Raw genomic sequence first — 25,387 nt, 5'->3', positions numbered from 1 at the left:
CTGTGGACGTTCGGGGGTCAATGAGTCAGAACGAGCTCGCCGGTCGCGACGCGGCGCACCACGTCGATCAGCAGGCGTCGTTCGACGGGTTTGATGCGTTCATGCAGGGCATGCTCGGTGTCATCTTCCTGCACCGGAACACGTTCCTGGGCGAGGATGGGCCCGGAGTCGACGCCGTCATCGACGACGATGACGCTGGCGCCGGTCTGGGTGACTCCGGCGGCAAGCGCATCGCGAACGCCGTGGGCACCGGGGAACTCCGGCAGATATGCGGGATGGGTGTTGATGATCTGCGGCGCGTACCGCGCGACAAGGGCCGCGGGCAGCAGGCGCATGAGACCGCTGAGGACGATGAGGTCCGGTGTCCAGACGTCGAGCTGACGAGCGAGTTCTTCGCCCCACGCTTCGCGGTTGTCGAAAGAACGGAACGGAACGGTGAAGCTCGGGATGCCGAAGGCTTCGGCGTGCGCGAGCCCTTCGGCGTCGCGATCCGCTCCGACGACGACGATTCGGGCCGGAAAATCAGGGTGGCTCGCAGCTTCGAGCAGAGCCCGGAGGTTCGAGCCGGAGCCTGAGATGAGAACGGCGACCGTGAGCACCCCGCCAGTCTACCGGGGCGTGGGAGTACTGCCGTCCGCGAAGAAACCGTGCTCATCCAACGGCTGGGTGTCGGCGGCATCCGAGGTCGGCGAAGCGCCCATCTCGGCGACCCAGCGATCGGTGCGCTCCTCGGCGAGCTCGTCCCGATGCCGGGGAGCGAGCAGCATGATCGCAGCACCGATGAGTACTTCGATGCCCACAGCCAGCGTGATCGCTCCGACATTCGGTCCGGTTTCCGCGAGCCGGCCTGGTCCGATCGATCCGGATGCCAGCATCGTGGCGACAGCGGTGACCGCTGCTGTCAGTGCCGCGGTGCTTACCGCGATCACAGCCCGCGGGGCGATCGCGTGCGCCACGTCTTCCCAAACGAGCCGGGATCGGATGATCCAGCCGGCGAAGGCGCCGGCGGCAACCGGCAGCAGCACGACGATCAGCATCCAGAACGAGCTGCCCTCCGGCAGCAGACCGAAGATCGGCAGGCCCGGAACAACACCGAGTTCCGTGCCCGCCGGCGATACGGCAGTGCCTACCCCCACCGAGAATCCGGGGCCAGCGATCCAGGCCAGTGCCCAGACGAGCATGGTCGGAAGGTAGGCGAGGTGACCGAGGGTGAGCACGGTGGCGCCGGTCGCATCGACGCGCGCGGCTTCGAAAAGGGCGACGACCTCTCCCCCGCGCGTGGCAACCGCCACCGCAACAGTGAGGCCGGCGACACCGGTGAGTCCGACGAGCACCGCGGCTGCGCCCCGAAGAGCCTCGACCGGCACGACACCCCAGTCTCCCCAGCTGTCGACGGCGTCGTGCAAGCGGTCGATCAGGCCGTTGTCGCCCTCTCGCCAGGCGTAGCGGACGGCGCCGAAGACGGTACCGATGACGTAGACGACCGCGGGCAGCAGGATCGCGAGCGCCACTGGCGTCTCAGCAATCTCCGCCCTGGATGTCAGAGCCACCGCTGCTGCGATCAGAGCGAATGCGACGGACCCGGCGATCACGCCCAGCATCCAGGCACCGGATCGCGCAGCCCGGGCACCGGAGCGGGCCGCGAACAGCAGCGTGAAGAGGAGGAACGCCAGCGGCGTCAGTGAGAGCACGAAGTTCGCGGCCTCCGGTGCGATACCGACGGCGGCGGTGACGGCATCCGGAATCGCAATACTGATCGGCACCCCGTGGCCGAACTGCCAGAGCGTCCCAGTGACGGGCCAGAGCGCACCCCACTGGGCGGTCACTCCGAACGCGAGAGTCCACAGCAGGGTCAGCGGAGCGAGCAGCACGGCGAGGCCGACGGCCGCCGCGATGGCAGCGTCGACGGCGGCGAGAATCGCGACGAGGAGGCGTTGCATGACTCCATGAGACTACGACGAGAACCTGACTGCCTCGCGGGGACGCGCGAGGTGTCGCCGACACGATATCGTCTCCAAGGAGGTTTACCCGATGACTACTGCCCCCTCGACCACAACTGACCAGACGGCTGAGCCCGCTGCTGAGCCGAAGAACGCGTTGGATCGCTTCTTCGAGATCAGCAAACGCGGATCAACGATCGGCACGGAGGTCCGTGGCGGCCTGGTGACGTTCGTCACGATGGCCTACATTGTGATCCTCAACCCCCTCATACTTTCCACCCCCGACGTCGATGGCACAGTGCTCGATGGTGGTGCCGTCGCGGCGGCCACTGCCTTGACAGCCGGTGTCATGACGCTGCTGTTCGGCATCGTTACGCGTCTGCCGTTCGCATTCGCCGCGGGCCTGGGTATCAACGCCTTCGTGGCGTTCTCCGTCGTCGGGTCCGTGACCTGGCCGGAGGCGATGGCCCTGGTGGTCATCAACGGTGCCGTCATCGTACTGCTGGCAGCGACCGGCCTGCGCAAGATGATCTTCGACGCTGTTCCTGTGCAGCTCAAGCTGGCGATCACGGTCGGAATCGGCCTGTTCATCGCGTTCATCGGCTTCGTCAATGCTGGCTTCGTCACCGCGACGGGGAACCCGTCTCCCCCGGTCGACCTCGGTGTCGGCGGCTCCGTCGCCACGCTGCCGACTCTGTTGTTCGTCATCACCCTGCTTATCGGCGGTGTGCTCATCGCGGTGCGCCTGAAGGGCGCGATCCTGATCGCCCTCGTCGGCGGCACGGTGCTCGCGGCGATCGCCAACCTCATCTGGCCGTTCGGTCTTGATTTCGGTTTCGCCGGCGGCATCATGAGCATGCCGGACCTCAGCCTGATCGGCGCGGTTGACTTCGGATTCGACCTGTCGAAGGTGAGCGTCGTCGCACTGGTGATGTTCGTGTTCACCCTGGTGTTCTCGAACTTCTTCGACGCCATGGGCACGATGACGGGGCTCGCGAACGAAGCGGGCCTGGCCGATAAGAAGGGTGACTTCCCGCGCATCAAGTCGGCACTGGTCGTCGAAGGTGTCGGCGCGATCGTCGGAGGCGGCACGTCGTCCTCGTCGGCGACGGTGTTCGTCGAATCGGGCTCTGGAATCGGCGAGGGCGCCCGCACGGGCTTTGCCAACGTCATCACGGGCCTGATGTTCCTGCTCGCGATGTTCTTCACCCCGCTCGCATCGATCGTTCCCGGTGAGGTCGCCGCGGCAGCACTGGTGCTGGTCGGTGCGATGATGCTCGCGCAGATCAAGAACATCGACTTCAGCGACTTCCGGGTGCTGCTGCCGGTGTTCCTCACGGCGACCGTGATGCCGATGACCTACTCGATCGCCAATGGCATCGGTGCGGGCTTCGTCAGCTGGATCATCGTGAATGCGTTCTCCGGCAAGGCGAAGACCATCCACCCGCTGCTGTGGATCGTCGGCTTCGGCTTCGTGCTGTTCTTCGCCCGCGGGCCGATCGAGGCACTCTTCGGCGTGGCCTGATACGCCGCCACCACCTGACGACGAGGGACGGATGCCACGGCATCCGTCCCTCGTCGCATCTCCGAGACTTCACCGGAACTGCTTCACGCGTTAACCCGTGTCCGGCAGGTTCGGAGCGTGAACCCACGCCGCAGGTCCCACCGTCCCAAGCACCTCGAGATCGCCGCTGAGCTCACCGCCGACATCACTTCGGGACGAGTTCCGATCGGCGAGGCACTGCCCAGTGAATCCGCACTGGCGGCGCGCTTCGATGTCGCGCGAGGCACCGTGCGTCGGGCGCTCGAGCACGTCGAGGCCACCCACCGCCGATTGTCGAGACAGGGCACACGCTGGGTCGTGCACCCGGAGCGGCTCGCCCAGGATGTCACGGAGCTGCGCTCCTTCGGGCAGTGGGCGAAGGCGATCGGGCACGAGCCAGGCGGACGCACGGTCTTGTGCTGCGAGGGCCGCGCGACACCGGAGGAGGCCCTGGCCCTCGCCATCAGCCCGCAGCGGCCAGTGCTGCGCATCACTCGGCTGCAGTACCTCGACGATGCGCCGGTGATGGTCAAGCGCACCACCTTCCCGCAGTGGCTCATGCAGACCATCGCGCAGCTCCCGCCGGATGCCCGCTCGATCATGGAAGTCGTCGAGCGCGAGCACGGGCCGCAGCTCGCTCACGGCGAGCACCTGATCTCGGCGGTGCTGCCGGATCCAGAGGACGCCCGCCTGCTCGGAGTGACCCGCACCACGCCTCTGCTGCGCGTGCAGCGCTCCGCGCGCACCTTCGATGGCAGGCCGTTCGAGTACAGCGATGACCGCTACCTCGCAACGGCCACGTCATTGAGCATCGTGAATTCTGCTCGACTGCCTGAGCGCGCCATCGCGCAGTGACCGTTTCCGCCGACTGTCAGTCCGCGTCACCAGGTCTTCGCTCGACGGTGTCCCAGACGTCGGGCTCCGGGCAGGGACGCGACGTGCGCGCCTTCTTGAGTGGAGTCGCCCACCCGGGCGAACCTCTCCCCTTGGAAGGAAACACTCATGACCATTCGCCGTTCGCGCTTATCGCGTCTCGGAGCTGTCTGCGTCGCCACGACCACCGTATTCGCGGGCGTTCTCGCCCCGGGCATCGCGCACGCAGCCACATCAGCTCCGACAGCCACGGATGTTCCCGTGGATGATCGCGTCTTCCTCTCCGAGTCGTTCGACTCGGGCACGATCCCGGAGAACTGGAATGCCGTCGCAGGAACCTGGAGCGTGAAGGACGGCGAGCTCGTCGGTAACGGCACCGGCGGTAACGCCAAGATCCTGTTCGGCGAAAACCGCGAGAACTTCGCGATCGAGGCCGACATCACCTTCGAATCGGCCGCGGACAGCGCACGCTGGCTGGCATTGGTAATCGATGCCCCTGCCGATGGCTCCGGCCCCTGGCAGCACGCAGCGCTGCGCAATGGCTCGAGCTCGGGCAACGGCGTCGAGTTCGCACAGCTCAATGCATCCGGCAACTGGAATGTCACGGACGCCGGTTCCACGGCCAGCGACATCGGCATTGGCACCCAGGCGCACCTTCGCGTCGAAGTGAACGGAAACGTCGGAACCTGGTACATCGACGACAAGAAGATCATGACCACGCGTCAGCTGGTGCGCACCGCGGACGGCGTGCAGGGTCTGATCGCGAACAACTCGGTCGTGCGTTATGACAACGTCGTGCTCACCGAGATCGACCCGCTGCCTCCGATCACGCTCCGTCAGCCCGGCGAAACCGGCGTCATCGTCGGACACCGTGGAAACTCGACCGTGACCCCGGAGAACACGATGCCGGCGTTCGTTTCGACGACTCGTGCCGGTGCCGAATACTTCGAGATTGACATGTACCTCTCCAAGGACCGCGTGCCCGTGGTCATCCACGATGGCACGGTGGATCGCACCACTGATGGCACCGGCTCGGTGACGAACATGACACTTGAGGAACTGCGTGCGCTGGATGCCGGATCCTGGTTCTCTCCTGCATTCGCCGGTACGAAGATCCCCACGTTCGACGAGGTGCTCACCTATGTCGCGAATGGTGGGGCGGATGTCGTCATCGAGTACAAGGGTGAGTGGAATGTCGAAGACACCCAGCTCACGGTCGACATGATCGAAGCCGCCGGTGTCGAGAACAAGGTCCTCGCGCAGAGCTTCAGCGCTACAACGGTCGCAAACTTCGCCACGGTTGCACCCGACCTCCCGGTCGGCTGGCTCACCGGTGGGATCGACGCATCGATCATCGCGACCGCCGAGCAGATCGGCGCGGATGCCATCAACCCCTCCAACGCGACCGCGGAGAGCGTCGCTCTGGCACACGAGCACGAGCTCGGCGTCTTCGTGTGGACGAAGAACAACGCGGCCGATTGGGCCTCCCTGACGGCCATGGGCGTCGACGGCATCATCACTGACCGTCCCGACGCACTCCGTGGCTGGATGCAACGCTACAACCAGGCTCCTCCGGTCGTCGAAGAGCCCGGTACACCCGCCGAGCCGGTGCCCAACGAGCAGGCCATCAACGTGAACATCCCGGAGGCTAACCAGCCGGCTGGCGAGTTCACCTGGCGCTTCAGCTCGCAGGATGTCGTGTCGCTGGGTGAAGCGACGCAGCTCGGTGACAGCTACGTCGCCACCGGTGTATTGAACGACATCGAGATCACCGACACCCGCGCCAACCCCTCCTCGAGCTGGACTCTGTCGGGCCAGGCCGCGGCCTTCGCCTCGGCGGACGACGCGTTCGAGGCGAGCGCGCTCGGCTGGACACCGCGTCTGACGGCCGAGGGCGCTGGCGCCATTGCCGGTGACCCGGTCGAGGCTGGCGTCGGCAACGGCCTCGCAAGCGCAGCCGTGCTCGTTTCGGCTCCGAGCGACGAGTTCAAGGGCGTCGACACGGCGGTTGTCGCGGCCGACCTCGCCCTGCGCCTGCCGCTCGGCCAGGCCGCAGGCGACTACGCCTCGACCCTGACGGTGACCGTCATCCAGTAATGAACGGCGGGGTGCGGCCTCGCGGCCGCACCCCGCTTCCCCTCTTATCGATCCGAAAGGCCTCCCGATGCTCCGTCTGATCCGCCGCTCCCGATTTCTGCTCGGCGCCGTCGCTGCCGCAGCGCTCGTCGTCCTGACTTCGACAGCTACCTCCGCGCTCAGCGCCCGCGCAGATGACACTTCCCTGGCATCCTCCGCCAGCCAGGTCGCGTGGAGCATGACGCCGGTGATCACCGACGTCGGCGAGGAGCGCAGCAACTTCGCCTACGCCCTCGACCCGGGCGCGCGCGTCGATGACGCCGTACTGGTCCGCAACTCCGGCGCGACAGCACTGGATCTCGCCGTGCATGGCTCAGACGCGTTCACCGACGGCACGGGTGCCCTCGACATCGCCACCGAGTCCGTGGCCGACGGCGTCAGCGCGTGGATTTCACCGGCCGTCGACACTGTGCACATCGCACCGGGTGAACTCGTCCGCATTCCGTTCAGCGTCGCCGTGCCCGCGGATGCCCAGCCCGGCGAGCACGCGGCTGCCCTGCTCACGGTGCTCGCCAGTGCGGGCGAGACCGTCTCGGTCGATATGCGCTACGCGACACGGGTCACCGTGACAGTCGCGGGAGAGCTCACCGCCGGGCTGTCGCTGGATCAGGCGCAACTCGAGGTGACGACCGGATTCTGGCCGTGGGAGTCGGCCTCCGCCGATGTCTCCTACGCGGTCGGCAACACCGGCAATACTCGTCTCACCGCTATGCAGCTGATCACAGCCCCGGGCGTCGAACTGTACTCGTCACCGGATGCTTCGACGGGCCTGCTCAGCCTCGCCGAGCTTCTTCCCGCGGCTGCCGTTGATGTGCAGGCAACGGTTGATGGGCTCTCTGCATGGTCGCCCTTCACCGCGGTGGAGGTGTCGGTCTCGCCGACGGTCATCGCAACGACGGCCTCGGCCGAGATACCGACGATCGCCCAGCAACAGCTCAGCCTCTCCGCTCTCGCCATCGCCCCGGGATGGTGGGTCATTCTCGCGGCCGTCCTGCTGTTGATCATCGTCGCCGTACGCGTGGCCGTGCGCAGACGCGTCATTCCCCCGCGTACGCCGCGCTGAACTCTGCGGACGGTTCGATCGGCTCGATCACGTCAATGAGCACTCCACCCGGTGCTTCGATGATGAAGTGCCGCTGGCCGAAGTCCTCGTCGCGCAGAGAGAGGCGCTCCGGCAGGCCGAGAGTCTCGACCATGCGGACGTGTTCGGCCGCAGCATCTGGCACCTCCACGTTGAGCAGCAAACCGCGCACGGAGTCGCGGAAGCCTTCGGGGATGGTTTCGTGCGTGCGGTTCAGAATCGCGAGTTCGCCGCCGTCAAAACGCAGACTTACGTACCAATCAGTCTCGAACGTCGTATCGAACCCGAGCACGTCGCGGTAGAACTGGGCAACAGTGTCGACGTCGTCGACCATGAGCACAGGGTAAAAACTGGAGAAGTTCATCATTCCTCTTACATTCATCGTGTTTGTATCGGCGGATACTAAGATACATACACATCGCACGTAAGGGAAGGTTATGGCTCGAACAACTGCGGCGGAAGCCGCCGAAACCTCTCGAAGGATCCTCGAAGTCGCTACCGCTCAATTCGCCGAGCATGGTTACGCGGCGGCAGCTGTCGACGACATCGCTCGCACGGCCGGCGTCACGCGCGGAGCGGTCTACCACCATTACTCCTCGAAGCCCGGGCTCTTCACCGCAGTGGCCTCCGGGCAACAGCAGCTGATCGCGGACGCCATTGCCACTTCAACAGACGGGGCGGATGCCATGAGCGCACTCCGCCTGGGAAGTCACGCCTTTCTCGACGCGATCACGCAGGGCCCCGCAGCCCGCGTGCTCCTCGTCGACGGACCCGCCGTGCTCAGCTGGGATGAGTGGCGCCGGCTGGATGCCGATGGGCCAGCGACGCAGCTGCGGGAGGGACTGGCAGAGGCAGAAGTCCCGCCGGCGCTGATCGACGCGCTGACCGCCGCACTGTCCGGCTCAATGAATGAGCTGGCGCTCTGGCTCTCCGAACGCCCTACCAATACAGAGGCGCGCATCCGCGCACACGAGACGCTTGATCTGCTGTTGTCCGCCGTGCTGGCATCCGGCCGCGGCTGATCACACGCCGCGTTCGCCAAATATAACGAAAAGGTCTCGACGGGAACGCTCGCCTCTGGCAGGATGCAGATCATGAGCGTTCATCGTCGACGCCTGTGGTGCGCAGGAGCCGTCTGGGTTGTCATGTGGGCAGCCGTCAGCGCACTGTCATCCCCCGCACATGGCGCTCTCGCTCAGTTCCCCAGCGACGCCAGCACTTCGTACTCGTCCGCCAGCGACAGACCCTCGCTGCTGACGCTTGACACGATCATCCTGCGGCCGCTCGTGGTGCTTCGCGAGCCCGGGCAGCCGGGGGTCGTCATCGCGCATCGAGGCGATTCAGCGGTGGCACCCGAGAACACGATGCCCGCGTTCGCATCGACGACGGATGCCGGCGCCAAGTACATCGAAATCGACATCCGCATGTCGAAGGACGGTGTACCGGTCGTCATCCATGACAGCACGGTGGACCGCACAACGAACGGGACGGGCATGGTCTCGGAGATGACCATCGAGGAGCTGCGTGCGCTGGACGCGGGCTCCTGGTTCGACGATTCCTTCACCGGCACGAAGATCCCCACACTCGACGAGGTGGCATCTCACATCGCCGACAGCAGCACGGACGTCATGATCGAGTACAAGGGCACCTGGTCTCAGTCCGCCATTCAGACCACCGTCGAGATGCTTGACGCCGCGGGTCTCGACGGCCGTGTGATCACGCAGAGCTTCAGTAAGAAGACCGTCGCGAACATCTCAGAGCTCGCACCGCGACTCCCGGTGGGCTGGCTCACTGAGAAACTCGATCCGTCCACCATCGCGACAGCGCAGAAGATCGGGGCGGATGCCGTAAACCCCAGCCGCGCCAGCGCCCAGGGCGTCGCGCTCGCGCACCAGGCCAAGCTCGGGGTCTTCGTCTGGACTCATGATTCAGATCCGGACTGGGAATCACTGACGGCGATGGGCGTGGACGGCATCATCACGAACCATCCCGTTGCCCTTTACGAGTGGATGCACGGGAAAAAGTGAAGGCCCCAGGGTGGAGCCCGGGGCCTTCACTATCAGTCTAGTACTTAGAGCGACTCGACGATTGCACGCATGAGGTCAGCCGCCTCGGACGGGGTCTTCCCGACCTGGACGCCAGCAGCCTCGAGTGCTTCCTTCTTCGCCTGCGCGGTGCCAGCAGAGCCCGACACGATGGCGCCTGCGTGGCCCATGGTCTTGCCCTCCGGAGCGGTGAAGCCCGCGACATAGCCGACGACCGGCTTCGTGACGTTCGCCTTGATGTATTCGGCGGCACGCTCTTCAGCGTCACCACCGATCTCACCGATCATGACGATTGCCTTGGTCTCGGGGTCGGCCTCGAACGCAGCGAGTGCGTCGATGTGCGTGGTGCCGATGACGGGGTCGCCGCCGATGCCGATGGCGGTCGAGAAGCCGAGGTCGCGCAGCTCAAACATCATCTGGTAGGTCAGGGTTCCCGACTTCGAGACGAGGCCGATCGGGCCCTTGCCGGTGATGTTCGCCGGCGTGATGCCGACGAGTGCCTCACCGGGCGTGATGATGCCGGGGCAGTTCGGGCCGATGATGCGGGTCTTGTTGCCCTTGCTCTTCGCGTACGCCCAGGCTTCCGCCGAGTCGCCGACGGGAACACCCTCGGTGATGACGACGAGCAGCGGGATCTCGGCATCGATGGCCTCGATCATGGCGTCCTTGGTGAAGGCGCCGGGAACGAAGGCGATCGACACATCAGCGCCGGTCTCCTTCATGGCCTCTTCAACAGAGGCGAAGACGGGCAGCTCGACCGGGTTGCCTGCGGCATCGGTGTGCGAGACGGCAGTGCCGGCCTTGCGGGCGTTGACGCCACCGACGACCTGGGTGCCGGCCTTCAGCATGAGGGCGGTGTGCTTGGTGCCCTCGCCTCCGGTGATGCCCTGGACGATGACCTTGGAATCCTTGTTCAGGAAGATCGACATATCTCTAATCCTTCTGTCTCAGGCGTTCGCCAGCGCGGCGGCCTTGTCAGCGCCCTCGTCCATGGTGGCGGCGAGGGTGACGAGCGGGTGGGCGTACTCGGCGAGGATCGCGCGACCTTCGTCGACGCGGTTGCCGTCCAGGCGGACGACGAGAGGCTTGGAGGCGGTGTCGCCCAGAGTCTCGAGGGCGCCCTTGATGCCGTTGGCGACGGCGTCGCAGGCGGTGATGCCGCCGAAGACGTTGACGAAAACAGACTTCACCTGGGGGTCACCGAGAATGACGTCGAGGCCAGCAGCCATGACAGCAGCCGAGGCGCCGCCGCCGATGTCGAGGAAGTTCGCAGGCTTCACGCCACCGTGGTTTTCACCGGCGTAGGCGACGACGTCGAGCGTCGACATGACCAGGCCCGCACCGTTGCCGATGATTCCGACCTGGCCGTCGAGCTTGACGTAGTTCAGGCCCGACTCCTTGGCCTTGGCCTCGAGCGGGTCCGCAGCATCCTTGTCCTCGAGCGCTTCGTGCTCGGGGTGACGAATCTCGGACGCGTTCTCGTCGAGCGTGACCTTGCCGTCGAGGGCGATGATGGAGCCGTCTTCGGTGCGAACGAGCGGGTTGACCTCGACGAGCGTCGCGTCCTCACCCTTGTACACCTCGTACAGCTTGACGAAGACGTCGGAGACCTTCTCGATGAGGTCTTCGGGGAACTTCGCGGCCCGGGCGATTTCGACGGCCTTGGCCTTGTCGATGCCGGTCAGCGGGTCGACCTCGATGCGAGCGAGCGCCTCGGGCCGCTCAACAGCGAGTTCTTCGATCTCCATGCCGCCCTCAACCGAGCAGAGGCTCAGGTAGGAACGGTTCGCACGGTCCAGCAGCACAGAGAAGTAGAACTCCTCAGCGATGGCTGCACCCTGGGCGACCATGACGCGCTTGACGATGTGGCCCTTGATGTCGAGACCGAAGATCGTCTTTGCTGCTTCGTATGCCTCGTCGGGGGTCTTGGCGACCTTTACGCCACCAGCCTTGCCGCGGCCACCGGCCTTGACCTGAGCCTTGACGACGACGACGCCGCCAATCTTCTCCGCAGCTGCTTTCACCTCCTCGGGGGTGTCAGCAACGATGCCGGCGAGAACCGGCACCCCATACTTCTCGAAAAGGTCTCGTGCCTGGTACTCGTACAGATCCACTGTGCTTCCTTCGCTGGGCTGCGGTCCGGAAAGTCTCTCGATGTCGAGATATCGACCAGTATCAAATCTTACTACCTCTAGATGAGCGGTCCCGTCGGTCTAGGCTTCTCGCTATGCATGAAACCGCAGAACCGCGCACCGGCGTCGTGGCCGCCGCGCTGAAGCTGTTCCAGGAGCAGGGCTTCGACCAGACCTCGGTCGAACAGATCGCCAAGGCGGCTGGAGTCTCTCGATCAACGTTCTTCCGCCAGTTCGGCGGTAAAGAAGATGTGGTCTTCGCCGACCACGAGGCACTGCTGGAAGATTTGCGTGCGTTCCTCGCCGAAGGGCACAGCGACCCGTGGGAGGCCGTCTGCCAAGCGTCCCAGCACGTGTTCTCGCACTTCGCGCACGACCCGGAACTGGCCAGGCTGCGCTACCAGATCGTCCGCCGAGTACCGGCACTGCGCGAACGAGAGATCGTGACTGTGTTCCGCTACGAGCGGCTGTTCGATGACTACCTGCGTCGTGCGCTGCCGGGAATCGACCCTCTGGATGCCGTCGGCTTCGCCGCCATCGTCACCGCGGTGCACAATCATGTGCTGCGACAACTGTTGCGGGGCACGAAGAAGGTGGCGCCGTCTGTGCTGCAGAACGCACTGGACGATGCTCGCCGTCGCTATGGCGTGTTCCCGGATGCCGCAGGCTCTGCCCCCGACGACATGGTTGTCGCCGTGTTCCCCCGCGCGATGCCGCTCGCGGAGGTTTCACGGCGTCTTCAGACGCGGCTCGAGCGATAGTCGCTCAGCAGCTGCAGGTGCCCGAGGCGGTGCGCACCATGAAGCAGACATCGCACACGCCGTAGTCTCGCTCGATCGGTTTAGCTACGCGGGCCACCCGCGGCTCTGACGATGCCGTTGCCGCCTTTCGCGGTGTGCGCGACGATGCCGCCGGTGCAACCGGCCGGAATTCGCTGGGGTGCGTGACGTAGAAGTACGGCGCGCGGCCCTCGCTCGCCCGCAGGCGCAGCGTTGTGGAGCCGACGACGATCTGCTCGTCTTCGGCGAAACCATTGGTGTAGGTCTTGCCGATGTGCAACGCGGTGCCACCGTCGCGACGGACCGCTTCGATGTAGCGACCGCGGTCGATGAAGGACGAGATTCCAACAGCATCCGTGATCGCTGTGATGAACTCGTGGTTCGCAGGTTCGATTCGGTGCGCGCGCAGCGCCTCCGGGAGGTTTCGGTAGGGACGGGATGTGCCGGCGGGCGTTGGCCCCTGAGTTTCGTTCATCTTCTTCAGGATCCCATGGAAGACTGAGCGTGTGGCACAGGCAACCATCGTCGGCAGCGGCCCGAACGGGCTATCCGCAGCAGTGACGCTCGCACGCGCAGGATATGACGTCCGCGTTGTGGAGGCGTCCGACACGATCGGCGGCGGTGTGAGCACTGTCGATTCGACGCTTTCCGGGTTCCGCTACGACGTCGGCTCGTCCGTGCATCCTGCGTCCCTCGCTTCCCCGTTCTTCCAAGCGTTCGGGCTGGCCGAGCGCGTTGACTGGATTCGTCCGGAGATCTCGTACGCCCACCCTCTCGACAACGGCCGCGCCGGCATCGCGTGGCACGACATCGAACGCACTGCAGCGGGACTGGGCGTCGACAGCCGTTCCTGGTTGTCGCGCTTGCGTCCGCTCAGCCAGCACATCGACGGTGTGGTCGATTTCACCGGCAACCAGATGCTGCGCATCCCCCGCGACCCGCTCACAGCAGTGCGCTTCGCGTTGCGGATGCTGGACCAGGGCACACTGCTGGCGCGCTCGTCATTCCGCACGGATGAGGCGGCAGCTCTCATGTCGGGGGTGCTCGCACATGCCAACACTCCGCTGCCATCGCTTGCGGGAGCGGCAGCAGGTCTGCTGCTTGCCGCGCAGGCGCACGCTGGCGGCTGGATGTACCCGCGCGGCGGTGCCCAGAAGATCACCGATGCCCTTCTCGCCGATCTCGAGGCGCATGGCGGCAGCGTCGAGACCGGTACGCGCATCACTGATCTGTCCGCACTCGATTGGGGAGACGCCGAGCGGGGCGATGTGCTGCTGCTGAACTCGTCGCCGCGCCTTGCGCTCACGCATCCGGATATCCCCAGCCGGTATGCCCGAGCGATCGCCTCGTACCGCTACGGACCTGCGGCTGCAAAAGTCGATTTCGCGCTCGATGGGCCGGTGCCGTGGACGAACGATCAGGTCGCCCAGTCCCCCACCGTGCACGTCGGCGGCACGCAGGCCGAGGTCTGGGCGAGCGAGAACGCTGTGGCGAAGGGGCACGTCAGCGACCGGCCGTATGTGCTCGCTGTGCAGCCGTCCGTCCTCGACGACACCAGAGCGCCGGAGGGCAAGGCGGTGCTGTGGTCGTACATCCATGTCCCGCAGGGGTCGGATCTCGATGCCACCGAGCTCATCACCCGCCAAATCGAGCGTTTCGCCCCGGGTTTTCGCGAACGGATCCTCGCGCATTCGTCTGTTCCCGCATCGTCTCGAGAGGCGATCAACCCGGCGAACATCGGCGGTGACATCCTCGGCGGCGCATTCACGATCCCGCAGGCGATCCGGCGCCCCGTGCTATCGACGGCGCCGTGGCGCACGCCGATGCGCGGCGTCTATCTGGCGTCAGCATCCACCCCGCCCGGTCCTGGGGTGAACGGCATGGCCGGTTGGCACGCTGCGCGCACCGTGCTGGCGGATGCCGGTGTCCGCAGCCGCACGTTGCTCGGCGAGCTGTTCAGCTCCCGCTGATTCCGCAGGTACAGGTGTCGGTCGATTTCCACACCTGTCAGCCCATCCGGCGTGTTTCCGGCCGACACACGTGCTGTTCGGCTGACGCCTGTACCCCTTCCGCGACCTGCGAGATGGCGCGAGGATGGACGCATGCGCTACGAGATCCCCTCGCCGATGCTCGCGAAAGCCGCCGCCGCCGTACCTGACCCCTCGAAGGCGGCGGGTGGGATGCTGTTCGAGCCGAAGTGGGACGGCTTCCGCGGGCTCATCGCGTGGGACGGCGAAACGGTCGAGATCGGTTCACGCGGCGCAAAGCCTCTGACTCGCTACTTTCCCGAGCTCGTCGAAGCCATACCGCAGATCCTCACGGCTCCGTGCTTGCTCGACGGCGAGATCGTCGTCGCAACGGGCGAACCCGGGTCCCAGCGGCTGGATTGGGAGGCGTTGAGCCAGCGCATCCATCCGGCAGCGTCCCGCGTTGCGCTCCTGTCCGAACAGACACCGGCGATGTTCATCGCGTTCGACCTGCTCGCCCTCGGCGAGGAGATGCTGCTGGATGAACCGTTCGCGCAGCGCCGCGCGCGCCTCGAGGGGTTGCTCGCCCCGGCCCAGCATCCGCTCCACCTCACGCGCACGACGACCGACCGTGACACGGCCGTGCGCTGGCTCGCCGAGTTCGAGGGCGCCGGTCTCGACGGCATCGTCGCTAAACCGCTCGACCAGCCCTATGCGCCCGGAAAGCGCACGCTGATCAAGGTGAAGCATGCACGCAGCGCCGACGTGGTCGCGCTCGGATATCGCATCCACAAATCCGGCTCCGGGGTTGGTTCGCTGCTGGTCGGTCTGCACGACGCGGATGGGGTGCTGCGCCAGGTCGGCGGCGTCGCGGCCTGGAGCGACAAGCGACGTCAGGAGCTCATCAACGAACTAGCGCCACTGGTTGAGCGTGACGATGCGGGCGCAGCGGTGACCGGCGAAGGAGAGCGCAGCAGGTTCACCGGCTCGAAGGACGTCTCCTTTGTCCGGCTGCGCCCCGAGCGCGTGCTGGAGGTGCGATACGACCAGCTTGAGGGAGCACGTTTCCGACACACAGTGCAGTTCGAGCGCTGGCGCCCCGACCGCGACGCCCGATCGTGCACCTACGACCAGCTCGAGACAGTCGCCGGTTACGACCTCGACGACGTGCTCGCCTGACTGCAGCGCGAACGGGGCCGGGTCAGCCCTCGATCGGGTTGCCCTCTGCGTCCCAGTTCTCGGCGACCATCTTGCTGGGTTGCACGCGCGGCGGCTCACCCGGCATCTTCGGGAAGTCCGGGGGGAAGGACAACTCGCCGAGCCCGTTGTCGAGATCTCTCATCCACCAGCCGAGCAGCGTGTCAATCCGCCCGGGTGCTGTCTGAATATCGGCCCATGGATCGCCGATGTCGGCCAGACGCTGCGGGATGCTGCGCACCGTGAAGACCGTCGGATCCAGTCCGTCCAGTTCATCCCATTCCACCGGCGTCGACACCGTTGCGGCGGGAAGCGCACGCGGGCTGTAGGCACCCGCCATCGTGCGGTCGCGATTGGCCTGATTGAAGTCGACGAATATGCGCTCGCCGCGTTCTTCCTTCCACCAGTTCGTGGTGACCTGCTCAGGCATGCGGCGCTCCAGCTCTCGTCCTGCGGCGATGACCGCGTGACGCACGTCGAGGAACTCCCACTCCGGCACGATCGGGCAGAACACATGCAGGCCGCGGTTGCCGCTGGTCTTGATGAAGGGCTCGAGATCGGCTTCTCGCAGCACCTCGCGGAGACCATGCGCGGCGGTGACGGCATCCGCGAAGTCCGTGCCCGGCTGCGGATCGAGGTCGATGCGCAGCTCGATCGGGTTGTCGGTGTCGGACGCAAGTGACGCCCACGGATGAAAAACGATCGTATTCATCTGCGCAGCCCAGACGATCGCGCTCGGCCGGTTCAGAACGATCTGCGGATGCTGCCTGCCGCTGTTGTAGGTGACGGTCACAGCGTCCACGAAATCGGGCGTGCTCTTGGGTGGGTTCTTCGAGAAGAAGCTCTCGCCGCCGATGCCGGCGCGGAACCGTTCGAGCGACACCGGCCGGGCACCATTGGCATTGAGGAATGGATCGGCGACGACCTGGAAATACTCAGCGAGCTCCGCCTTCGTGATGCCGGCCCCTGAGCCCGGCGAAGGCCAGATCACTTTGTTCGGGCTCGACAGCTCGACTTCTCGCGCTCCCTCCGGGTCGGCGATCGTCAATGTCACGCGCTCACTGGCCATGCACCGACCTTAGAACGGCACCGCCGCGAACGGTAGTGGTCAGTCGCCGACGTCGACCGCGAGCACGAGCACCGCGGCGAGCGCATCCCGCTCGACGAGGATCGACGGTCCCGCCGGGTCGACGATCACACCGGCGATCGCGCTGTGCGTGGTGAGAACCTTCGCCAACTGCTCCGGTGTGAACGGCATCGGCTTGTCGCTGCGGCCGAGTGCAACAACCTCGAGCGGATGCGAGAAAACCTGCAGGTAGCGCTTGCCATCAGCCGTCTGCGCCTCAGCGATACCGATCTGGCCTCCGCCGCTGCCGTCGTTGACAGCCACGTAGACCTTGCTCTTGGCGAGCGCGTCACCGACCTTCTTCGCTGTGTCCTGTTCACGCGGGGCAGCGATCAACGTCTTGACGGCCATCGCGGGATCGGCCTGCTCAAGCGCCTTCGACAGGATCTCAGTCGGGAAAACAGCACGGTGCACACCGGAGGCGTTGTCGAGGATGATGCCGCTGAAGTTCCCGGAGACCACCTGCTGGAGCACCGCCGTGACCGGCTGCGCAACGGCAGAGGTTGCCGTCGGCTCGGTCTCGCGTTGCACAGAGTCCCGAACGGCAACAGCCGAACTGAACGCGAGCATGAAGGCGCGCTCGCCGTCTCGGACCACGGCGATCGACAGCGGCTTGCCCTCGGCGATCTGCGTTCGGGCATCACCGTGCACGCGCAGGTACAGGTGCCCCTGCATCATCTGACGCAGCACCCCGATCAGCTGCTCGTTGCTCGGGCCCTCTTCCAGCTCGGCAAGCGCCGTGCGCAGCAGGACGTTGTCCTTCATGCCCGGCACCGATTCGGTCTGCTCGGGCGGAAGAGCAGGTGCCAGCGGGAGCGTGCGCTTCTCTGGAACGAGCGGCGTCGCGGTGGGGTTCTTCGGCGCGACAGCCTGTCGCGCGGGGGCTGGCGCATCCGGATCCGGAAGAGTCACCTGCGGGCCGGCATCGGCACCGACGCCGCGGAACGCCTGCACAGAGATGCCGATCTGTGGCACGGGTTCGCTCTGCACCGCATCCGCGGGAACTTCTTCGTCCGGGGCATCCGCCTCGGCAGAGGTCTGTGATTCGGGAACGACGTCGTCGGTCTTCTTGCGGCGGGAGAACAAAGCCATATCTGTCAGCCTATCCCGCACGGCCCGTAGCATGGGGCCATGGCAGCGCCCGAGAAACTCTCTGACATCGTCACCACGTTTCTCGATGTCGTGCACGACCGTCTCCTCTCTGACCGTCGCGGCACGGTCGCCGATTACATCCCGCAATTGGCAAGCGCGGACCCCGAACTGTTCGGTATTGCCCTGTGCGGTCTCAACGGGCGCGTGTACGAGAGCGGCGACACGGGTGTCGACTTCACAATCCAATCGGCGTCGAAGCCGTTCGTGTACGCGCTCGCGCTCGATGACCAGGGTTTGGATGCTGTACATGCACGAGTCGGCGCCGAGCCCAGCGGCGAGGCGTTCAACTCGGTGAAGCTGGAAGCGGGCACCGGACGGCCGCCGAACCCGATGGTCAACGCCGGGGCGATCGTCACAACGTCGCTTGTTACCGGCAGCTCGCCCGAGCAGAGGTTTGCCCGCATTCTCTCCCGCCTCAGCGCGTTCGCCGGCAGGGATCTGAGCGTCGACGAGACGGTTTTCGCGTCCGAGGAGGAGTCCGGCGACCGAAATCGAGCATTGGCCTACCTCATGCGCAGCGCCGGATCGCTCACCGCACCGGTGTCGGAGACGCTCGACACATACTTTCGCCAGTGCTCTGTGCTCGTCACTGCCCGCGATCTTGCAGTGATGGGGGCGACTCTGGCGAACGGCGGGGTGAATCCGCTGACGCACGAACGGGTCACGAGCGCCGAAACCTGCCAGCACGTCATGACCATCATGGCCACCTGCGGTATGTACGACTATGCCGGCGAGTGGTTGCTGCGCGCCGGGCTACCGGCGAAGTCCGGCGTTGCCGGTGGCCTGGTTGCAAGTTCACCGGGTGAGTTCGGCCTTGGCCTGTTCAGCCCGCGGTTGGATGCCAGCGGCGCGAGCCTCCGCGGCGTCGTGGCCGCGCAGCGCCTCGCGAACCGGTTCGGCCTGCATGTGCTGCACCGCCCGCTCACCCTTTCGGCCGCCGAAGTGACGGCGGCGAATGATGAGCTCGCCGCGGGATTGGGGGCCGAGCAGGATGCCGTGGCCACCCAGATCCTGCAGGAGAACGCCGACGACCTCGCCGTATGGCGGCTGCGCGGGTACATCGACTTCGACGGAGCGGAACGACTGCTGCTCGATCTGGACGCGTGGCTTGACGCTCGTCCGGCGGACCGCGAGTCGCCGGCAGTCATTGTTCTGGATCTCACCGAGGTCACACAGCTGCAATCGGTCGCGGTGTGGATGCTGGCGGCCCTGGCCACCTGGTGTCGTGAGCGGGGGATTCGTGTGATCGCGAGCGATCCGCAGGGCCGCAGCCTCGGCGTCGCGGGGCTCTCGCAATCCGCCGACTTCGACGACGCCGTTCGCGACGCGGCAGCCGGTACCCAGCAGGACGAGGACTGAGCGTTACAGCTTCTCGATCGGAGCGATCTTGATGAGCAGCTTCTTCAGGCCCGCGGCGTCGAAACGCACGTGCGCGATGCGCTTCGCACCTTCGCCGGTGACGGCATCCACTCGTCCCTCACCGAAGTCGGAGTGACGGATGCGGTCGCCCGCGGTAAGTTCGAGGTCGCCGTTGTCGCGCACCTTGCCGGTGACCCTGTTGGGGAACTTGTCCATCGAGGTCGATAGCGGCTTGAGTCCGTCGCGCGCAGCGAGCGGTTTGACCGCGAACCGGTCATTGCCGCCGCCTCCTGCCCCTGCCGAAGCGCCATAGCCTCCCCCACCGAACCCGCCGCGCCGCGCATTCAGCGCACGCGACTGCATGCCACCACGCGAATTCACGTCGCCCGGCGACTGACGCCAGTCGACGAGTCCGGCAGGAATCTCTTGCAGGAACCGGCTGGGCATGGCAACGGTGACCTCGCCGAACTGTGCCCGGGTCATGGCCAGCGACAGGTGCAGGCGCTTTCGTGCCCGGGTGAGGCCGACGTAGAACAGGCGCCGCTCCTCCTGCGGGCCGCCAGGTTCCCCCGCCGAGATTCGATGCGGGATGAGGTCTTCTTCGACACCGGTGACGAACACCGCGTCGTACTCCAGCCCCTTGGCCGTGTGCATCGTCATCATCGACACTGTTCCCGACTCGTCATGCAGATCGTCCGCATCCGAGACGAGCGCGACCTCGGTGAGGAAGTCGACGATCGTGCCCTCGGGGTTGTTGCGGGCGAAATCACGCGCGACCGCGACGAACTCGTCGAGGTTCTCGACTCGAGCTTCGTCTTGCGGATCACGGCTGGCGCGGAGCGTGTCGAGGTAGCCACTCTTCGAGAGCAGCACGCTGAGACCGTCGGCCACGGCTGTCGGCGGCGGCACTTCGCCGGATGCTGGCAGCATGAGTGCGGTCGCCTCTTTCAGCACAGCATCCAAATGGCCGATCGCCGTCTGAATCTTCGGCCCGACGCCAAGCTGGCTGGGAACGGACAGGGCGTCACGGAAGCTGATGCCGTTCTCTTCGGCGAAACGGCCGATCGCTGTCTCGGTGACCTCGCCGATTCCGCGGCGCGGCTTGTTCAGGATGCGGCGCACCGCCATGTCGTCGGCGGGATTCGACACCGCGACGAGATAGGCCAGCGCATCTTTGATCTCGGCACGGTCGTAGAACTTCGTGCCACCCATGATCTTGTATGGCACAGCCGAACGGATGAAGATCTCTTCCAGAGCGCGCGACTGCGAGTTGGTCCGATAGAAGACCGCCATCTCGGAATACGGCATTCCCGCCCGGCGCAGCACCTCGACCTCATCGGCGACGAACTGCGCCTCGTCGTGCTGCGAGTAACCGGTGAAACCGACGATCTTGTCGCCGTCGCCCTTATCGCTCCAGAGCTTCTTGTCTTTACGATCGAAGTTGTTGCCGATCACGGCGTTCGCGGCCGACAAAATGTTCTGCGTCGACCGATAGTTCTGCTCGAGCAGCACCACCTTGGCACCGGGGAAATCACGCTCGAACTCGCTGATATTGCGGATGTCAGCGCCGCGGAACGCGTAAATCGACTGATCGGAGTCGCCGACAACGGTGAGCGATGCCCCCGCGACAGGATCGACTGAGGGCGCGTCGAAGATCATCATGCCGCTGTCGCCGTAGGCTTCGCCGTCTGCCTCACCCGAGACCGGCTTCGTCAACTCGTGAATCAACGAGTACTGCGCATGGTTGGTGTCTTGGTACTCATCGACCAGGATGTGCCGGAACCGGCGGCGGTACGTGTCGGCGACCTTCGGGAACGCCCGGAACAGGTACACGGTCTGGCCGATGAGGTCGTCGAAGTCGAAAGCGTTGGCCTTGCGCAGGTTGCGCTGATAGTCGGCGAATATCTCGACGAACTTGCGTTCGGCCGGGTCGCTCATGTTCGCATCGCGCGAGTAGGACTCAGCGTCTTGCAGTTCGTTCTTGAGCTTCGAGATCCGCGACTGCACGGATGCCGGGGTCAGCCCGTAGGCGTCGGCCTCGTGCTCTTTGACCAGACGCTTCAACAGCGCCCGCGAATCGCCGGAGTCATAGATCGTGAACGACTTGGTGAAGCCGAACTGTTCTGCTTCACGGCGCAGGATCCGCACGCAGGCGGAGTGAAAGGTGGAAATCCACATGCCCCGAGCAGCTTCGCCCACGATGTCGGCAACACGCTCGCGCATCTCACCGGCGGCCTTGTTGGTGAAGGTGATGGCGAGGATCTGACTCGGCCATGCTTCACGATTGCGCAACAGCGAGGCGATACGGCGCGTGAGCACGCTGGTCTTGCCGGAGCCTGCCCCGGCGACGATCAGCAGCGCCGGACCACGGTAGGTCACGGCGTCGAGCTGTTGCGGGTTAAGGCCGGAGAGGAGGTCGTCCTGATCGCCGGCAGACGAGCGTGGGCCAGCGGATTCGGGAACGATGAGAGGTGCGTCGGTCATGTCTCTACGAGTCTAGGCCGGGCCGCCGACGTTGCGATCCTGGTGCTTTCAGGGTCTCAAGTGCCACAATCATGCTCATGCGCACGATATTGAACATCATCTGGGTGATCCTCGCCGGCTGGGCGCTCTTCCTGGGTTACATCCTGGCCGGAGTCCTGTTGTGCATCCCGATCATCACAATCCCCTGGGCGATCGCCTCGTTCCGCTTGGCGGGCTACGCGCTGTGGCCGTTCGGTCGGCAGGTGGTCGAACGTCCGACTGCAGGGGTCGGGGCATTCCTCGGCAACGTCATCTGGGTGATCCTCGCCGGCTGGTGGCTGGCGATCGGGCACATCGTCTCGGGCGTCGCCCTGTGCATCACGATCATCGGCATCCCGATGGCCATCGCCGATTTCAAGATGGTGCCGATCTCGCTCATGCCGCTGGGCAAAGAGATCGTCTCCACACGCCGGGGCCCCTTCGACGCGAAGTGATCCGCACACGCAGGTGAAAGCCGAGGCGCCGAGGAACGACTGTTCCTCGGCGCCTCGGTGGTGTCAGACTCGCTGCCTGCGGCGGCGCGCAACCAGTGCGATCCCCCCGGTCAGCAACAGCGCGAGCGCCAGCACGGAAGCGCCGATCGGCAGCTCAGTTCCCGTGGTCGCAAGTGCGCCCTCCCGTTGGGTCGGTTCGTCCGGTGCGATGGGGCGCTCGGGGGCGTTTGGCTCAGTCGGAGCGTCGGGGGTGCCCGGCGCTTCAGGCTCTGTCGGCGTCTCAGGCTGAGTCGGAACCGTGGGCTCTGTCGGTGTCTCCGGCTCCACAGGAACCTCCGGCTCCACAGGAACCTCCGGCTCCACAGGAACCTCCGGCTCCACAGGAACCTCCGGCTCCGCGGCGACCGGCAGCGTTCCGGTGCGCAGCGACTCAGAGGCATAGCCGTCGGCGAACCACCACACCGGACGCTGATCGTCCACCGCGAGCGAGGACGGCGCCGTGGCGAAGCCCTCGTTGTTGATGTCGGGCAGACCTGCTGGACGGGCGAACTGCGCGATGCCGGGATCAGCTGTGCCGTTCAGTGTGATCTGCGCGGAGCGCCCCTGGCATCCGTCGTCGCACACGGCCCACAGAACTCCGAGAACGGAGTCGTAGTCCAGGCTCATGACGCCGGCAAGCCCGGGGTCGATCGTCGAGACGAGCTGCGCTGAACCGTCTGCGGCGAGCGCGAAGGCGTACACGCCGCCGCCATCCTCGACCGCGACGAAGAACAGTCCGTCGCCCGCGTACGCCGACGGATCGTATGCTGCCTGCGTGTTGTCGTCGAAGAGCATGCCCGCGAGCATCTCATCCGAGACCCATTCGACCGCTTCGATGCCGAGGTTCGCGCCGACTGCCGGAAGCAGTTCGGTGAGATCCCATTCGTTGAGCGCGATGAGGTCGGGGCCAGCTTCATCCGGATCAACCTGCAGCACCGTGTTCTGGTTGACGCCCTTCACGCTGTTGTCGCGCTCGGATGCGACGTAGACGAGGCCATCACCGTCGACGGTGATGCCTTCGGTGTCGGGTCCAGCGGCGCCCGGGGTGTCAGCATCCCTCTGAAAGCGCACCCGCTTGCCGTCTTCCCAGCCGTCCACAAGCGCGACTGAGCCATCGGCAGACGCTTCAAGCTTCCAGATGCGTCCCTCACCATTGTCAACGGCCCAGAGGAATGCGCCGTCGGCGGTCTCCTGCACGTCGAGCCCCGAGCTGTCCTCCAGGAAGGTCGGCACGGTGTCAAGAACCCGTACGTCGGCGGAACCGGGCCACGGCGTGACGGCGATCTCGCCGACGCAGACGTTGGCTGCGCCCGGGGTGGGCTCGGCGGTCTCAGCGAATGGTCCACTGATGTCCGGGCAACGACCCCATGTGGTGGCCGCGTGGGCTTCGCCCCATGAGACCTGGTCGACCAGCTGGTCGCCATCGAAGACCCGGACCGTGTCGTCCTTGCCGATTCCGAAGTCGAAATCATCGAGCACGAGGTAGCCGCCCGCGGGAATGCTGGTGGCAGGAGGGATGATGTACTCGTGCGAGTCGTCGTCATCCTTCACGATGATGCCCGAGATATCGAGGGCAGCATCGGTCGGGTTGACCAGCTCCACCCAGTCGGGCTCACCATCGGACTCGACCTCGTTGATGCGTACCGGGTTGCCGCAGGCGTTGCGGATGCCTGGAGTGCCGACTGCGACGTCGACGAAGTCGCCCGTACCGTCCTGGCAGCGGGCCCAGAAGCCCTCCGCGTGCGCGGCGTAGGCATGCTCAGCGACGGTCAAGCCGTCGGCATTGCGGATGGTGACTGTGTCGCCGTTTCCGAGGCCGAAGGTGAAGTGATCGGTGCCGTTGAACACGAAGTACCCACCGGGCTCGAGGATCGTGCCAGCGGCCAGGGGAGTCACATCCGCGGCGTGGCCCGCCGGGTCGTTGTCCATGAGCGTCCAGCCGGAGATGTCGAGCGGCGCCGTGCCGGTGTTGACGATCTCGGCCCAGTCCGGCGAGCCATTCGAGTCGATCTCGTTGATGCTGATCGTCGGCGGGACGCAGTCGTTCGCCGCGCCCGGAGTTGCATAAGCGAGGGAGAACTCTCCGACGCCATCGAGGCAGCGCGCGAGCGTGGCCGCGATCTCGTCACCGTCGATGTTGGCGTGGCCCTCCCACGCGCCGGTCCGATCGGTCAGCACACCGGCACTGTCGAAGAGCCGGATCTCGTCGGTGCTGCCGATGCCAATCGGTGCGTCGAAGCGTGCAAGCTCTCCATCGACGATGCCGATCGAACTCGCCTCTACGACGAGGAACTGCCCGGCTGCGATCGATGTCCCGTCCTGGAATGCCCAGCGGTGATCATCCGAATTGTCGCGAAGCTCGTAGCCCGAGATGTCGAAGGATTCGGTCCCGGGGTTGTACAGCTCTACCCAGTCGGCCGGACCCGAGTCGACCTCATTGAGCAGGATCGATCCGGCGACTGTCGCAACGCTGCAGTCGTTTGCGGCGCCAGGCGTCGCGGTGGTCGCATGCGCCCACTCGCCGGTGCCGTCGGGGCAACGGGCGAAGGTCGCGATCGGCGAAGTGTTCGCATAGAGGTAGGCGTCGACCTCGACGCTGTCGGCGTCGTAGAGAACGACCTCATCGCCCTTGCCGAGACCGAAGTCGAAGTCGACATCGGTGACGAGCACAGCGAATGCACCCGGGGCGAGAACCGTGCCGTCTGCGAACGGCGTGCTGAATCGATCACGCTTGTCGTCCGAGATCGTCCAGCCCCCGATCGCAACGGTCTCGGTGCCGGCGTTGTAGATTTCGACGCGGTCGCTGTGGCCGGAAATGTCGTCGTAGATGATCTCGTTGAGGACGACACCCGAGCCGGGTGTCTCAGGCTCGGCACCGAGGGCAGAGGTAGGAACAGCGAGCAGCAGAGCAGCGCTGAGGGCGCATACCGCTGTTGTCGCGAGTCCGCGTTGCAGGCGGGACATGTGACTCCATGGTCAAGAGGCGGGCGGGGTGCCTCCAGACCATCGAGTTGCGCTTACGCCTCCGCGTCGAAACGGTGTACTGCACATGAACAGCGGC

Annotated in this window: 21 protein-coding genes; 11 read left to right on the top strand and 10 right to left on the bottom strand. The window is 65.6% G+C overall.

What is annotated here, in order from left to right; all coding sequences use genetic code 11:
- Positions 1-17: 17 nt before the first annotated feature.
- Together purN and ACSS7Z_RS03910 are read right to left on the bottom strand one after the other, a co-directional pair.
- Positions 18-599, bottom strand: coding sequence for a phosphoribosylglycinamide formyltransferase (gene purN / locus ACSS7Z_RS03915; protein ID WP_438253175.1), 582 nt, complete (start codon positions 597-599; stop codon positions 18-20).
- Positions 600-608: 9 nt separating this feature from the next.
- Positions 609-1,940, bottom strand: coding sequence for a cell division protein PerM (locus ACSS7Z_RS03910; RefSeq protein ID WP_438253174.1), 1,332 nt, complete (start codon positions 1,938-1,940; stop codon positions 609-611).
- Positions 1,941-2,031: 91 nt separating this feature from the next.
- Between ACSS7Z_RS03910 and ACSS7Z_RS03905 the strand changes: the two genes are divergently transcribed.
- The 4 genes from ACSS7Z_RS03905 to ACSS7Z_RS03890 all read left to right on the top strand — a co-directional run bounded on the left by ACSS7Z_RS03905 (position 2,032) and on the right by ACSS7Z_RS03890 (position 7,555).
- On the top strand, positions 2,032-3,465 hold the full coding sequence (locus ACSS7Z_RS03905) for an NCS2 family permease (RefSeq protein WP_438253173.1): 1,434 nt from the start codon (positions 2,032-2,034) through the stop codon (positions 3,463-3,465).
- A gap of 117 nt (positions 3,466-3,582) precedes the next feature.
- Positions 3,583-4,338, top strand: a complete 756-nt coding sequence (locus ACSS7Z_RS03900; RefSeq protein WP_438253172.1) for a GntR family transcriptional regulator — start codon at positions 3,583-3,585, stop codon at positions 4,336-4,338.
- Between the two features lie 147 nt (positions 4,339-4,485).
- Positions 4,486-6,453, top strand: a complete 1,968-nt coding sequence (locus ACSS7Z_RS03895; RefSeq protein ID WP_438253171.1) for a glycerophosphodiester phosphodiesterase — start codon at positions 4,486-4,488, stop codon at positions 6,451-6,453.
- Between the two features lie 67 nt (positions 6,454-6,520).
- Positions 6,521-7,555 carry a hypothetical protein gene (locus ACSS7Z_RS03890; RefSeq protein WP_438253170.1) on the top strand — a complete coding sequence of 345 codons (1,035 nt, stop codon included), beginning with the start codon at positions 6,521-6,523 and terminating at the stop codon, positions 7,553-7,555.
- Here the strand turns inward: ACSS7Z_RS03890 and ACSS7Z_RS03885 are convergent.
- Positions 7,530-7,907 (bottom strand): VOC family protein, encoded by a 378-nt coding sequence (locus ACSS7Z_RS03885; RefSeq protein ID WP_438253169.1) that lies wholly within the window; start codon positions 7,905-7,907, stop codon positions 7,530-7,532. The two genes, ACSS7Z_RS03890 and ACSS7Z_RS03885, sit on opposite strands and share 26 nt — an antisense overlap.
- 103 nt (positions 7,908-8,010) lie before the next feature.
- Between ACSS7Z_RS03885 and ACSS7Z_RS03880 the strand changes: the two genes are divergently transcribed.
- Positions 8,011-8,595, top strand: coding sequence for a TetR/AcrR family transcriptional regulator (locus ACSS7Z_RS03880; RefSeq protein ID WP_438253168.1), 585 nt, complete (start codon positions 8,011-8,013; stop codon positions 8,593-8,595).
- Between the two features lie 72 nt (positions 8,596-8,667).
- A complete protein-coding gene (locus ACSS7Z_RS03875; protein ID WP_438253166.1) occupies positions 8,668-9,600 on the top strand; it encodes a glycerophosphodiester phosphodiesterase in 933 nt (310 codons plus the stop codon).
- Between the two features lie 44 nt (positions 9,601-9,644).
- Here the strand turns inward: ACSS7Z_RS03875 and sucD are convergent, their stop codons facing one another.
- Both sucD and sucC read right to left on the bottom strand, forming a co-directional pair.
- Entirely contained in the window at positions 9,645-10,547 is a 903-nt protein-coding gene (sucD, locus tag ACSS7Z_RS03870) for a succinate--CoA ligase subunit alpha (RefSeq protein ID WP_438253165.1), read from the bottom strand.
- Between the two features lie 18 nt (positions 10,548-10,565).
- A complete protein-coding gene (sucC, locus tag ACSS7Z_RS03865) occupies positions 10,566-11,732 on the bottom strand; it encodes an ADP-forming succinate--CoA ligase subunit beta (protein ID WP_438253164.1) in 1,167 nt (388 codons plus the stop codon).
- 113 nt (positions 11,733-11,845) lie between these two features.
- Here sucC and ACSS7Z_RS03860 point away from each other — a divergent pair, with 113 nt between their 5' ends.
- Positions 11,846-12,511, top strand: a complete 666-nt coding sequence (locus ACSS7Z_RS03860; RefSeq protein WP_438253163.1) for a TetR/AcrR family transcriptional regulator — start codon at positions 11,846-11,848, stop codon at positions 12,509-12,511.
- 4 nt (positions 12,512-12,515) lie between these two features.
- On the opposite strand, the gene ACSS7Z_RS03855 is transcribed toward ACSS7Z_RS03860, so the two are convergent.
- The gene (locus ACSS7Z_RS03855) at positions 12,516-13,004 is read right to left on the bottom strand and encodes a hypothetical protein (protein ID WP_438253162.1); all 489 of its coding nucleotides are present in this window, start codon (positions 13,002-13,004) and stop codon (positions 12,516-12,518) included.
- Positions 13,005-13,035: 31 nt separating this feature from the next.
- On the opposite strand from ACSS7Z_RS03855, the gene ACSS7Z_RS03850 reads away from it, so the two are divergent.
- A complete protein-coding gene (locus tag ACSS7Z_RS03850) occupies positions 13,036-14,499 on the top strand; it encodes a phytoene desaturase family protein (protein ID WP_438253161.1) in 1,464 nt (487 codons plus the stop codon).
- A gap of 132 nt (positions 14,500-14,631) precedes the next feature.
- Complete coding sequence (locus ACSS7Z_RS03845; RefSeq protein WP_438253160.1) at positions 14,632-15,675, top strand: ATP-dependent DNA ligase; 1,044 nt, start codon at positions 14,632-14,634, stop codon at positions 15,673-15,675.
- Between the two features lie 22 nt (positions 15,676-15,697).
- On the opposite strand, the gene ligD is transcribed toward ACSS7Z_RS03845, so the two are convergent.
- Together ligD and ACSS7Z_RS03835 are read right to left on the bottom strand one after the other, a co-directional pair.
- Positions 15,698-16,762, bottom strand: coding sequence for a non-homologous end-joining DNA ligase (ligD, locus tag ACSS7Z_RS03840; protein WP_438253159.1), 1,065 nt, complete (start codon positions 16,760-16,762; stop codon positions 15,698-15,700).
- A 39-nt stretch (positions 16,763-16,801) separates the two neighbouring features.
- Positions 16,802-17,911: an SseB family protein gene (locus ACSS7Z_RS03835; RefSeq protein ID WP_438253158.1), complete on the bottom strand. Its 1,110-nt coding sequence runs from the start codon at positions 17,909-17,911 to the stop codon at positions 16,802-16,804.
- A 39-nt stretch (positions 17,912-17,950) separates the two neighbouring features.
- Here ACSS7Z_RS03835 and glsA point away from each other — a divergent pair, with 39 nt between their 5' ends.
- On the top strand, positions 17,951-19,330 hold the full coding sequence (gene glsA / locus ACSS7Z_RS03830; protein ID WP_438253157.1) for a glutaminase A: 1,380 nt from the start codon (positions 17,951-17,953) through the stop codon (positions 19,328-19,330).
- Between the two features lie 3 nt (positions 19,331-19,333).
- Here glsA and ACSS7Z_RS03825 read toward each other — a convergent pair whose 3' ends face one another.
- The gene (locus ACSS7Z_RS03825) at positions 19,334-21,814 is read right to left on the bottom strand and encodes an ATP-dependent helicase (RefSeq protein ID WP_438253156.1); all 2,481 of its coding nucleotides are present in this window, start codon (positions 21,812-21,814) and stop codon (positions 19,334-19,336) included.
- Positions 21,815-21,891: 77 nt separating this feature from the next.
- Between ACSS7Z_RS03825 and ACSS7Z_RS03820 the strand changes: the two genes are divergently transcribed.
- On the top strand, positions 21,892-22,287 hold the full coding sequence (locus ACSS7Z_RS03820) for a YccF domain-containing protein (RefSeq protein WP_438253155.1): 396 nt from the start codon (positions 21,892-21,894) through the stop codon (positions 22,285-22,287).
- Positions 22,288-22,350: 63 nt separating this feature from the next.
- Here ACSS7Z_RS03820 and ACSS7Z_RS03815 read toward each other — a convergent pair whose 3' ends face one another.
- Positions 22,351-25,290 (bottom strand): lamin tail domain-containing protein, encoded by a 2,940-nt coding sequence (locus ACSS7Z_RS03815; protein WP_438253154.1) that lies wholly within the window; start codon positions 25,288-25,290, stop codon positions 22,351-22,353.
- Positions 25,291-25,387: the final 97 nt, after the last annotated feature.

This window comes from Microbacterium wangyouchuni, assembly GCF_051546305.1.
Taxonomy (GTDB): domain Bacteria; phylum Actinomycetota; class Actinomycetes; order Actinomycetales; family Microbacteriaceae; genus Microbacterium.
Note: the sequence above shows the minus strand (reverse complement) of the source record. Positions and strands in the feature narration are given on the sequence as shown.

Bases quoted from the DNA above. Each gene is read 5' to 3' on its own strand.
- ACSS7Z_RS03910 (WP_438253174.1), bottom strand. From the start codon at position 1,940: ATGCAACGCCTCCTCGTCGCGATTCTCGCCGCCGTCGACGCTGCCATC.
- ligD (WP_438253159.1), bottom strand. From the start codon at position 16,762: ATGGCCAGTGAGCGCGTGACATTGACGATCGCCGACCCGGAGGGAGCG.
- ACSS7Z_RS03890 (WP_438253170.1), top strand. From the start codon at position 6,521: ATGCTCCGTCTGATCCGCCGCTCCCGATTTCTGCTCGGCGCCGTCGCT.
- ACSS7Z_RS03860 (WP_438253163.1), top strand. From the start codon at position 11,846: ATGCATGAAACCGCAGAACCGCGCACCGGCGTCGTGGCCGCCGCGCTG.
- ACSS7Z_RS03875 (WP_438253166.1), top strand. From the start codon at position 8,668: ATGAGCGTTCATCGTCGACGCCTGTGGTGCGCAGGAGCCGTCTGGGTT.
- ACSS7Z_RS03815 (WP_438253154.1), bottom strand. From the start codon at position 25,290: ATGTCCCGCCTGCAACGCGGACTCGCGACAACAGCGGTATGCGCCCTC.
- ACSS7Z_RS03835 (WP_438253158.1), bottom strand. From the start codon at position 17,911: ATGGCTTTGTTCTCCCGCCGCAAGAAGACCGACGACGTCGTTCCCGAA.
- ACSS7Z_RS03885 (WP_438253169.1), bottom strand. From the start codon at position 7,907: ATGGTCGACGACGTCGACACTGTTGCCCAGTTCTACCGCGACGTGCTC.
- glsA (WP_438253157.1), top strand. From the start codon at position 17,951: ATGGCAGCGCCCGAGAAACTCTCTGACATCGTCACCACGTTTCTCGAT.
- sucD (WP_438253165.1), bottom strand. From the start codon at position 10,547: ATGTCGATCTTCCTGAACAAGGATTCCAAGGTCATCGTCCAGGGCATC.
- ACSS7Z_RS03895 (WP_438253171.1), top strand. From the start codon at position 4,486: ATGACCATTCGCCGTTCGCGCTTATCGCGTCTCGGAGCTGTCTGCGTC.
- ACSS7Z_RS03880 (WP_438253168.1), top strand. From the start codon at position 8,011: ATGGCTCGAACAACTGCGGCGGAAGCCGCCGAAACCTCTCGAAGGATC.
- ACSS7Z_RS03905 (WP_438253173.1), top strand. From the start codon at position 2,032: ATGACTACTGCCCCCTCGACCACAACTGACCAGACGGCTGAGCCCGCT.
- ACSS7Z_RS03845 (WP_438253160.1), top strand. From the start codon at position 14,632: ATGCGCTACGAGATCCCCTCGCCGATGCTCGCGAAAGCCGCCGCCGCC.
- ACSS7Z_RS03825 (WP_438253156.1), bottom strand. From the start codon at position 21,814: ATGACCGACGCACCTCTCATCGTTCCCGAATCCGCTGGCCCACGCTCG.
- ACSS7Z_RS03855 (WP_438253162.1), bottom strand. From the start codon at position 13,004: ATGAACGAAACTCAGGGGCCAACGCCCGCCGGCACATCCCGTCCCTAC.
- ACSS7Z_RS03820 (WP_438253155.1), top strand. From the start codon at position 21,892: ATGCGCACGATATTGAACATCATCTGGGTGATCCTCGCCGGCTGGGCG.